Here is a 9,724-nt window from a genome sequence, read left to right on the forward strand (position 1 = left end):
ACCCCGCCCATGACGATGAAAACCGCCCGCGCGCTCGCCCTGCTGACCGCGTCCGCTCTGGTCCTGACGGCTTGCGGCGGCAAGGACGAAAAGAAGGCCGCCCCCGCCAGCCAGGCCCGCGCCGTCAGCGTCGGCGAGGTCCAGACCCGCCCGCTGGGCGGCGGGATCGAGGCCTCGGGCGTACTGATCGCCCGCGACGAGGCCGCCGTCGGCTCCGAACTCTCCGGCTACCGCGTCGCCCGTATCTATGCCGACGAAGGCGACTGGGTCCGCGCCGGCCAGCCGCTGGTCCAGCTGGACGCCACCCTGCTGCGGGCTCAGGTCGACCAGCAGGCCGCTGTCGCCGCCCAGGCTCAGGCCGAAGCCGCCCGCGTCTCGGGTCTCGACGGCCAGGGCGTGCTCAGCCAGGAACAGATCGAAAGCCGCCGCTACACCGCCAAGGCCCAGGCCGCGGCGCTCAACGAGCTGAAGACCCGCCAGAGCCGCATGACCATCGTCGCCCCGGTCGGCGGCCGGGTCGTCGAGCGCGGCGTCAAGGCGGGCGAGATCGCCGGCGGCGGCACGACGCCCTGGTTCCGCATCGTCCGCGACGGCCTCGTGGAACTGGAAGCCGACGTCAACGAAAGCGACCTGTCGGGCCTGTCGGTCGGCCAGCCGGCCACCGTCACCCTGCCCGGCGGTACGCAGGTCTCCGGCGCGATCCGCCTGATCAGCCCGCGCGTCAATTCCGACACGCGCCTGGGCAAGGTGCGCATCCGTCTGCCCGTGCGCGAGGACCTGCGGGCCGGCGGCTTCGGCAAGGCGATCTTCGGCGCCTCGGGCGCGGCGGTCGTCGCCGTGCCGGAAGCGGCCATCCGCTACGACGCCTCGGGCCTGTCGGTGGTCGTCATCGACGCCCAGAACCGCGCCAAGCAGGTTCCGGTCCGCACCGGCCGCCGCGGCGGCGGCTGGGTCGAGCTGGTCCAGGGTCCCGCTCCGGGCGCGCGCGTCGTCATCGGCTCGGGCGCCTTCATCGGCGACGGCGACGTCGTCAAGCCGATCCCCGTGACCGCCAACGGGCAGAAGGCCGCCAACTGATGGCCGACCTCCGCATCTCAGCCTGGTCGATCAGGAACCCGATCCCGGTCGCGGTCGTCTTCATCGCCCTGATCATCGCCGGCGTCGGGGCCTACCTGTCGCTGCCGGTCAAGCAGTTCCCGAACGTGACCTTCCCGGCCGTGACCGTCTCGGTCACCCAGAGCGGCGCGGCCCCGGGCGAGCTTGAAACCCAGGTCACCCGCGTCGTCGAGGACGCGGTCTCGGGCATCTCCAACGTCAAGACGATCCGCTCGTCGGTGACGCAGGGCGCCTCGACCACCACCATCGAGTTCGAGCTCGGCGAAGACCTGCAGAAGGTCACCGACGAGGTCCGCTCCAAGGTCGACCAAGCCCGCGCCAGCCTGCCCAAGGAGGTCGACGAGCCGATCGTCCAGCGGCTCGAGATCGATAGCGCCCCGATCATCACCTACGCGGTCTCGGCCCCTTCGATGAGCACGGCCGACCTGTCGTGGTTCGTCGACGACACCATCACCCGCGCCCTCCAGGGCGAAAAGGGCGTGGCCCAGGTGGCCCGGGTCGGCGGCGCCGAACGCGAGATCAACGTCGTCCTCGACCCGGCCCGCATGGCGTCCTTCGGCGTCACCGCGCCCCAGCTGAACCAGGCCCTGGCCAATTTCAGCCTCGACGCCCCCGGCGGCCGGGCCACGGTCGGCGGCCGCGAGCAGACCCTGCGGGTGCTCGGCGCGGCCAACACCCTGGAGCAGCTGCAGCAGATCACCATCCCGGTCGGCTCGCGCTACGTGAAGCTGACCGACGTGGCCGACGTCGGCCAAGGCGCCGGCGAGGAACGCGGCTTCGCCCGCCTCGACGGCAAGCCCGTCGTCGCCTTCCAGGTGATGAAGACCCGCGAGTCCAGCGACGTCGAGGTCGAGGACCGCGTCAAGCAGGCCGTCGAGACCCTGGGCCAGAAGAACGCCGGGGTGACCTTCACCAAGATCTACTCCACCGTCGACGAGACCCGCGCCAGCTTCGAGGCCACCAAGCACACCCTGCTGGAAGGCATGCTGCTGGCCTCGCTGGTGGTGTTCCTGTTCCTGCGCGAGTGGCGCGCCACCCTGATCACCGCCATCGCCATGCCGGTGTCGTTGATCCCGACCTTCGCTTTCATGGGCATGGTCGGCTTCTCGCTGAACGTCGTCACCCTGCTGGCCCTGACCCTGGTCATCGGCATCCTCGTGGACGACGCCATCGTCGAGATCGAGAACATCGAGAAACGCGTCGCCAAGGGCCAGCGGCCCTATCACGCGGCCATGGAAGGGGCCGACGCCATCGGCCTGGCGGTCGTGGCCACCACCTTCACCATCGTCGCGGTGTTCGTGCCGGTGTCGTACATGCCCGGCATCCCCGGCCAGTTCTTCAAGGAATTCGGCCTGACGGTCGCCGTCGCGGTGCTGTTCTCGCTGGTCGTGGCCCGCCTGCTGACCCCGCTGCTGGCCGCCTACTTCCTCAAGCCCGTCCTGCGCCCGCACGAGCGCAAGCCGTTCGAGGGCCTCTATCGCAAGAGCCTCGACTGGGCGCTGGACCACCGGATCATCGCCTTCATCATCGGCGGCGTGCTGACCCTGGGCTCGATCGCCGGCGCCGGCTTCCTGGCCTCGATCGGCGTGCTCGCCGTCGGCTTCCAGCCGGCCGGCAACGCCAACTACTACTACATCAAGCTGCAAGGCCCGCCCGGCGCGACCATCGCCGACATGGACCGCACGGCCCAGGCGGCGACGAAGATGTTCGCGGCCCGGCCCGAGACCGCCCACGTCTTCGTCCAGGTCGGCTCCAACATCGCCAGCGGCTTCAGCGGCCAGAGCGGCGCCGACGTCCGCGACGGCACCGTCACCGTGGTGCTCAAGGGCGACCGCAAGCTGACCGTGACGGAGATCAAGCAGGAGATCCGCGCCGGCCTGCGCGACATCCCCGACGCCCGCGTCAACCTGCAGGGCGACTGGGGTTCGTCCGACATCCAGAACATCATCACGTCGGACGACGGCGCGGCCCTCGACAAGGCCGCCCTGCAGATCGAGCGCGAGATGCGGACCTTGAAGACCGTCGCCGACCCGCGTCCGTCCTCGCCGCCCAGCGGTCCGGAGATCGTCATCCGGCCCCGCGCCGACGAGGCCGCGCGCCTTGGCGTCTCGGTGGCCGACATCGCCTCCATCGCCCGCGTGGCCACGGTGGGCGACATCGACGCCAACGTCGCCAAGATGACCCAGGGCGAGCGCCGGATCCCGATCCGCATCCGCCTGCCGGAAGGCGCGCGGTCGGACCTGGCGGCCATCGGCGCCTTGCAGGTGCCCACCGCCGCCGGCGGGATCACCCGCCTCGACAGCGTCGCCGACATCAGCTTCCAGGCCGGTCCCGCCAAGATCGACCGCTTCGGCCGCAAGCGGCAGCTGACCATCGAGGCCGACCTCAACGGCGGCGCCCAGCTGGGCCAGGCCCTGGCCGAGATCAACGCCCTGCCGACCATGAAGAACATGCCCGCCGGCGTGGCCCCGGCCTCGGCCGGCGACCAGGAGGCCTTCACCGAGCTCTTCACGGGCTTCGCGGTGGCCCTGCTGTCGGCCGTCGGCCTGGTGTTCGGCGTGCTGGTGCTGCTGTTCCGCAGCTTCTTCAAGCCGATCACCATCCTCTCGGCCCTGCCGCTGGCGATCAGCGGCGCCCTGGTGGCCCTGGTGGTCTGCGGCCAGCCGCTGTCGATGCCGTCGCTGATCGGCTTCCTGATGCTGATGGGCCTGGCGGCCAAGAACTCGATCCTGCTGGTCGAGTACGCCATCGAACAGGAGCGGGCCGGCATGAGCCAGCGCGAGGCCCTGATCGACGCCTGCCACGAACGGGCCCGCCCGATCGTCATGACCACCCTGGCCATGATGGCCGGCATGCTGCCCACCGCGCTCGGCCTCGGCCAAGGCTCGGAGTTCCGCCAGCCCATGGCCGTGGCCGTGATCGGCGGCCTGATCACCTCGACCATCCTGTCGCTGGTGCTGGTGCCGGTGGTCTACGAGGTCATCGACGACTTCGAACGCTGGATCACCCCCAAGATGGCCAAGTGGACCACGCCCCGCGAAGCGCAGGGCGAAGCTACGCCGGTGGACAGGCTGTAAGAGAACCTCCCCCTCTGGGGGAGGCGGCCGAAGGCCGGTGGGGGGAAGCTTTCAGCTTCCGCTCCGCCGGCCTTTTTCGCATTCACGCCCCCCACCGATCGCTGCGCGATCACCTCCCCCACAGGGGGAGGTTCCTCAAGGCGCGACCGCCGTCGTCTCCGGCCCCACCGTCCCGCCGCAGGCCGCGCAGATCACCACCGCCTCCAGCCGCTGGCCGCACGGCACATGCGTCAGCACCTCGGGCGGACCTTCCGGTCCCGCCAGCCAGCGATCGCCCCAGGCCATCAGCGCCACGATCAGCGGGAAGAGCTCGCGCCCCACCCCGGTCAGCCGATACTCCCAGCGCTCGGGCCGCTCCTGGTAGCGGACCTTCTCCAGCACCCCCAGCGCCACCAGCCGCGCCAACCGGTCCGACAGGATGTTGCTGGCCACGTTGAGCTGCGCCTGGAAGTCGCCGAACCGCCTCAGGCCGTAGAACGCCGCCGCCGCCAGGTACGAGGTCCAGCGGTCGCCGAGCACGGCCACGGCCCGCTCCACCGCCGGATCGCCGCGGCCCTCCCCTTCGGCGATCGAGCGGCGCTGGGCGCGGGGCGGCGGCGCGGGATCGAAACCCGCGCCCGGTCCCGGCGCCACGGTCACCTCGCGCGCGCTCACCACCCCGCCGCAGGCCTTGCAGGCCATTTCCGTCTTCAGCACGCAGCCGCAAGGCTTGTGGATCACCCGCTGGGCCGGCTCGCCGCTGCGCCTTTCCTCCCAGCGCAGGATCATCAGGGCCGCGTCGAACAGCCCCCGCCCCTTCTCGGTCAGATGATAGCCGTGCCGCGCCGGCCGCTCTTGGTAGAGCCGCTTTTCCAGCACGCCTGCAGTCTCCAGCCGCGCCAGCCGGTCGGTCAGCAGCGAGCGGGCCATGCCCGTCTGCGCCACGAAGCCGTCGAACCGGTTCACGCCTCGGAACGCGGCGTACAGCACCAGCAGCGTCCAGCGATCACCGATCAGATTGAGCGAACGCGCCGCCGAACTCGCGCGCACCGTGCGAAAACTGTGGTTTTCAGGCGACATCGTTCTGTGGTGATGGCGTTCGCACATTCCTGTCAATTGCCTCGCCCGCCTCTTCACTTTTATAACGAGACTAACAAGAGCGGGGGACGGGAAACTCGCCTGCCGGCGCGGAGAAGAGCGATGGCCTACATCCTGGGGGGATGGCAGAGCGACTTTTCCGCCAACTGGTCGCGCCAGGGTTGGGGCCTGGCCGACGCTTTCAGCGAGGCGGTGGCGCAGGGACTTGCCGCCACCGACCTCGCGCCTTCCGACATCGACACCGGCCACGTCGGCAACTTCGCCGGCGAACTGTTCGCGGGCCAGGGCCTGCTGGGCGGCTTCTTCGGCCTCGTCCATCCCGACCTCGACGGCCTGCCGACCATGCGCCATGAGGCCGCCTGCGCCTCGGGCAGCGTCGCCATCCTGTCGGCCGCCGCCGAGCTCGAGGCCGGCCGCTACGGTCTGGCCTGCGTGGTCGGGATCGAGCAGATGCGCAACGTCCCCGGCCAGACCGCCGCCGAACACCTGGGCGCGGCCGCCTGGGCCGGCCACGAACACCAGGACGCCCGCTTCCTGTGGCCCGCCACCTTCTCCGATCTGGCCGAGGTCTACGACCAGCGCTTCGGCCTGCGTTACAAACACCTGATGGCGATCTCGGAAAACAACTTCGCCAACGCCCGCCGCAATCCCAACGCCCAGACCCGCGACTGGCGCTTTCCGCCGCAGGCCTTCACCGCCGACGACGTCGCCAACCCGGTCGTCGAGGGCCGCACCCGCAAGCAGGACTGCGGCCAGGTCACCGACGGAACCGCCGTGCTCTTCCTGGCCTCGCCCGAACGCGCGAAAGCCTACGCCGAGGCCCGTGGGATCCCGCTCGACAGCCTGTCGCGCATCAAGGGTTGGGGCCATCGCTCCGCCCCCATCCCGCTCGACCGCAAGCTGGCCAAGAGCCGTGACGGCGGTCACGTCTTCCCGCAGGTGCGCCGCGCCATAGACGACGCCCGCGCTCGGGCCGGGATCGGCCACCTGTCGGAGATCCACGCCGTCGAGACCCACGACTGCTTCGCCATCACCGAATACATGGCCATCGACCATCTGGGCCTCACCGCGCCGGGCGAGGCCTGGCAGGCGATCGAGGCCGGCGACATCGCCATGGGTGGACGCCTGCCGGTCAATCCGTCCGGCGGACTGATCGGCGCCGGCCATCCGGTCGGGGCCACGGGGGTGCGCATGGCGCTGGACGCCTTCAAGCAGACCACGGGAACAGCCGGCGACGGCCAGGTCGAGGGCGCCCGCACCGTCCAGACCCTCAATATCGGCGGCTCGACCACCACCACGGTCAGCCTGGTGATCGGAACCTGAATGCTGCAGATCCTGCTCGTCGACGCCGCCGTCTCGGCCCTGGCCTTCCTGGTGCTGTGGGGCGTCTCGCTGAAGATCCGCGACGTCAGCTTCATCGACGCCTGGTGGGGCGTCGGCATGGCCCTGATCGCCTGGACCGCCTTCCTGCAAGGCCCGCCCACCCCGCGCGGCCTGCTGCTGACGGGGCTCTGCACCGCCTGGGCCGCGCGCCTGGGCGGCTATCTCTTCTGGCGCTGGCGCAAGCACGGGGCCGACCGCCGCTATGTCGCCATGCTGGGCCACGCCGAGAAGGCGCGCGGCTGGAGCTTCGCCAAGGCCTCGCTGCTGCTCGTTTTCGCCCTGCAATACGTCATGCAGTACGTCGTCGCCCTGCCCGTCCAGCTGGGCCAGAGCGCCGGACCGCTCGGCCCGCTGGCCGCCATCGGCGCGGCCCTGGCGGTGATCGGCATCGCCTTCGAGACCGTCGGCGACGCCCAGCTCGTGCGCTTCAAGGCCGACCCGGCCAACGCCGGCAAGGTGATGGACCAGGGCCTGTGGCGCTACACCCGCCACCCCAACTATTTCGGCGACGCCTGCGTCTGGTGGGGCCTCTTCCTGATCACCGCCGAAGCCCTGCCCTGGGGGCTCGCCTCGATCGTCGGCCCGATCCTGCTGACCATCACCCTCACCCGCTGGAGCGGCGTGCCCACGACGGAGGGCCGCCTGAAGAAGACGCGGCCGGAGTACGCGGCATACGTGGCGCGGACGTCGGGGTTCGTGCCGTGGTTTCCACGCACCTGACTCTTCTCCCATAGGGAGAGGGAGGGGTCAGGAACCCTGACCGCTTCCACCAAAACTTCCCGTCATTCCCGCCCATGTGGCGGGAAACCCTGGTTCCGCTGACACGTGAGATGCAAGCGACGTGCTGAGCACGCCGCCCCGTCCGCCCTTGCGGCTGACAGAGGGGTTCCCGCCACAAGGGCGGGAATGACGGGAGTTGGGGGACGCGAGACTAGCCGCGCAGCTCACCCCGCCCCGCCCAGACGCTGTGCGTTCCGCTGCTGATCTTGTGCGGCAGCGCCACCCGGCACACCGGCTCCATGCTCCGCGCATCCACGATCAAACACTCCGACGTGCCCTGCGCCTCGTCGATGACGAAGCTCACCAGCCAGCCGTCGTCCTCGTCCACCGCCCCAGGCCGCGCCGCGAACGGGGCTTCGCTGGCGTAGCGGCCTTCCGGCAGCTTGAGTTCGAGGCTCTCCCCCGAAACCAGGTCATGCTTGACGAAGCCGTCGAACAGGAACCAGCCCGGCCTGGCTGTCGTGGAATAGGCATAGCGATAGGGCTTGCCCGCCCAGGCCTGGTTGAACATGCCGAACTCCAGCACCCGGTCGTCCAGCCGCTGCTCGACCGTCTCGCCCGTCGCCAGGTTGAACCGCCAGCGATGCAGCTTGGGCCGGAAACTGTGCTCGTCCAGATAGGCCATCAGGTGGGCGTACTGCTCGGGCGCACCCGCCAAGGGCCTCGGCGTCGGGTTCTCCTGGAAATAGCCGTCGACCACCACCTCGTCGCCCTCCTCATAGGCGTTGAGGAAGTGCAGCACGTAGGTCGGCGCGGCCTTGAACCAGCGCGGCTCGCCGCCCCCGCGCGGCACCAAAGCAAAGCGCGACGGCACGCCCTTGTGCAGCCGCACCGCGTGGATGCCCCGCTCCAGCAGGCCCGCGTCCCAGAACACCGGGAGGTCGTTGAAGATCGCCCAGTTCCGGCTGAACGCCATGTCGTGCGGCAGGCGCGGTCCCGGCAACGGCACGGGCTGGTACAGCGTCCGCCGCCCCGTCCGATCGACCACCCCGTAATGCATGTAGGGCGCGTGCTTGGAGTAGTTGAAGAACAGAAGCTCCCCGGTCGCAGGATCGACCTTGGCGTGGGCCGAGACCCCGTCGATCGGCGCCCACGGCGCCGGCCCCAGGGTCTCCAGGGTCAGCGGATCCAGCCGATAGGCCTCGCCGCACTGGTAAAAGGTGGCGATCGCCTCGCCGGCGTGGACGACGATGTCGGTGCTGGCGCTGTCCTTCAGCCCTCCATGGGCGCCGAAGCCCGGCCGCAGCGACACGCCCGGACCGTCGGCCAGCCCGCCCCATAGGCTTTGGCCCGCCTCCTGCTCGGCCTCGAAGCCGCGCGTGCGCACGAACCGGTTGCGATACCGCGCCCGACCGCCCTGGAAGTCGATCTGGTGCACCATGCCGTCGCCGTCGAACGGGTGGTAGCGGCCCAGCGGGTCGTGCACCGGGTTTTCGGTGTTGCGCAGATAGATCCCGTCCAGCTCGACCGGGATCGCGCCCTCCAGCACCACCAGGTCCTCGGCGTCGAGCTCCTCGTGCTGCGGCGTCCAGGCGCCGGTCATGTACGGATGGTCGGTGGGCCCAAGCGATGTGCGGACCGCGGGTTGTCGCGCGACTTTCATGCCGTCCTCCCCAGGCTGGCCCGGGAAGCTTAGACCGTAAGTCTCGTTATGCAAGCTTCATCGTGAAAAGGCCGATTTGCTGCATCGCAAACAAAAGAAAGGCCCGCGTGCCGGAGCGCGCGGGCCATTTCCTAGGACGCCCCGAAAGAGGCGCTTACGCAGCCGAAATCAGAGGACGGCTCGGTTCTTGTAGGCCGAAACGGCCAGGGCGATCAGAGTCAGCATGGGAGATCCAGTCATATTCGTCGCCAGGGCCGAATTGCCCCGACGCCCGCCATATATGCTGACAACGTTGTCATTTCAAGACCGAATGCTGCGACGCAACAACGCATCCCCCGCGTGAAGCGGGGGAGGTGGCGTGCTGCGGATACGCGGCGTGACGGAGGGGACGAGACTGGGCTCAGCCCATCCCTCCTCCCGTAAAATCCCCGCGAAAGCGGGGACCCAGGTGTTTTATCGTCGAGCGCCCTGCCTTTCAGAAAAAGCCTGGGTCCCCGCTTTCGCGGGGATTTTACGGTTGGGGGTCTGCGGACGGGGATAGACGAAGCTCGATCCCCGTCGAGCGCGGATCAAACCCCAACCAATCCAACCCCTTGCAACTTTCTCAGCGCCCTGGATCAGACGCGCTCAAACCACCCGCATAATCACTGGGTCTCGCCGCACCGAAGGGGCGCGCGGCCAGCGACCA

At 69.6% G+C, this 9,724-nt stretch carries 6 protein-coding genes; 4 read left to right on the top strand and 2 right to left on the bottom strand.

All coding sequences use genetic code 11. The features are described from left to right. The first annotated feature begins 9 nt into the window (after positions 1-9). Both AC07NS_RS25820 and AC07NS_RS25825 read left to right on the top strand, forming a co-directional pair. On the top strand, positions 10-1,077 hold the full coding sequence (locus AC07NS_RS25820) for an efflux RND transporter periplasmic adaptor subunit (RefSeq protein WP_494608010.1): 1,068 nt from the start codon (positions 10-12) through the stop codon (positions 1,075-1,077). Further along, entirely contained in the window at positions 1,077-4,193 is a 3,117-nt protein-coding gene (locus AC07NS_RS25825) for an efflux RND transporter permease subunit (protein ID WP_494608011.1), read from the top strand. The genes AC07NS_RS25820 and AC07NS_RS25825 overlap by 1 nt, the downstream gene beginning before the upstream one ends. A 135-nt stretch (positions 4,194-4,328) precedes the next feature. Here the strand turns inward: AC07NS_RS25825 and AC07NS_RS25830 are convergent, their stop codons facing one another. Next, positions 4,329-5,279 (bottom strand): winged helix-turn-helix transcriptional regulator, encoded by a 951-nt coding sequence (locus AC07NS_RS25830; protein WP_494608013.1) that lies wholly within the window; start codon positions 5,277-5,279, stop codon positions 4,329-4,331. A gap of 93 nt (positions 5,280-5,372) precedes the next feature. Between AC07NS_RS25830 and AC07NS_RS25835 the strand changes: the two genes are divergently transcribed. Beyond that, positions 5,373-6,593: an acetyl-CoA acetyltransferase gene (locus tag AC07NS_RS25835; RefSeq protein WP_494608015.1), complete on the top strand. Its 1,221-nt coding sequence runs from the start codon at positions 5,373-5,375 to the stop codon at positions 6,591-6,593. Next, the gene (locus AC07NS_RS25840) at positions 6,594-7,373 is read left to right on the top strand and encodes a DUF1295 domain-containing protein (protein WP_494608017.1); all 780 of its coding nucleotides are present in this window, start codon (positions 6,594-6,596) and stop codon (positions 7,371-7,373) included. Between the two features lie 211 nt (positions 7,374-7,584). Here the strand turns inward: AC07NS_RS25840 and AC07NS_RS25845 are convergent, their stop codons facing one another. After that, the gene (locus AC07NS_RS25845) at positions 7,585-9,036 is read right to left on the bottom strand and encodes a carotenoid oxygenase family protein (protein WP_494608019.1); all 1,452 of its coding nucleotides are present in this window, start codon (positions 9,034-9,036) and stop codon (positions 7,585-7,587) included. Positions 9,037-9,724: the final 688 nt, after the last annotated feature.

The organism is Caulobacter sp. GW821-FHT10A10 (assembly GCF_059415745.1).

Coding starts and splice junctions, on each gene's coding strand:
- AC07NS_RS25840 (WP_494608017.1), top strand. CDS start 6,594: ATGCTGCAGATCCTGCTCGTCGACGCCGCCGTCTCGGCCCTGGCCTTC.
- AC07NS_RS25820 (WP_494608010.1), top strand. CDS start 10: ATGACGATGAAAACCGCCCGCGCGCTCGCCCTGCTGACCGCGTCCGCT.
- AC07NS_RS25835 (WP_494608015.1), top strand. CDS start 5,373: ATGGCCTACATCCTGGGGGGATGGCAGAGCGACTTTTCCGCCAACTGG.
- AC07NS_RS25845 (WP_494608019.1), bottom strand. CDS start 9,036: ATGAAAGTCGCGCGACAACCCGCGGTCCGCACATCGCTTGGGCCCACC.
- AC07NS_RS25830 (WP_494608013.1), bottom strand. CDS start 5,279: ATGTGCGAACGCCATCACCACAGAACGATGTCGCCTGAAAACCACAGT.
- AC07NS_RS25825 (WP_494608011.1), top strand. CDS start 1,077: ATGGCCGACCTCCGCATCTCAGCCTGGTCGATCAGGAACCCGATCCCG.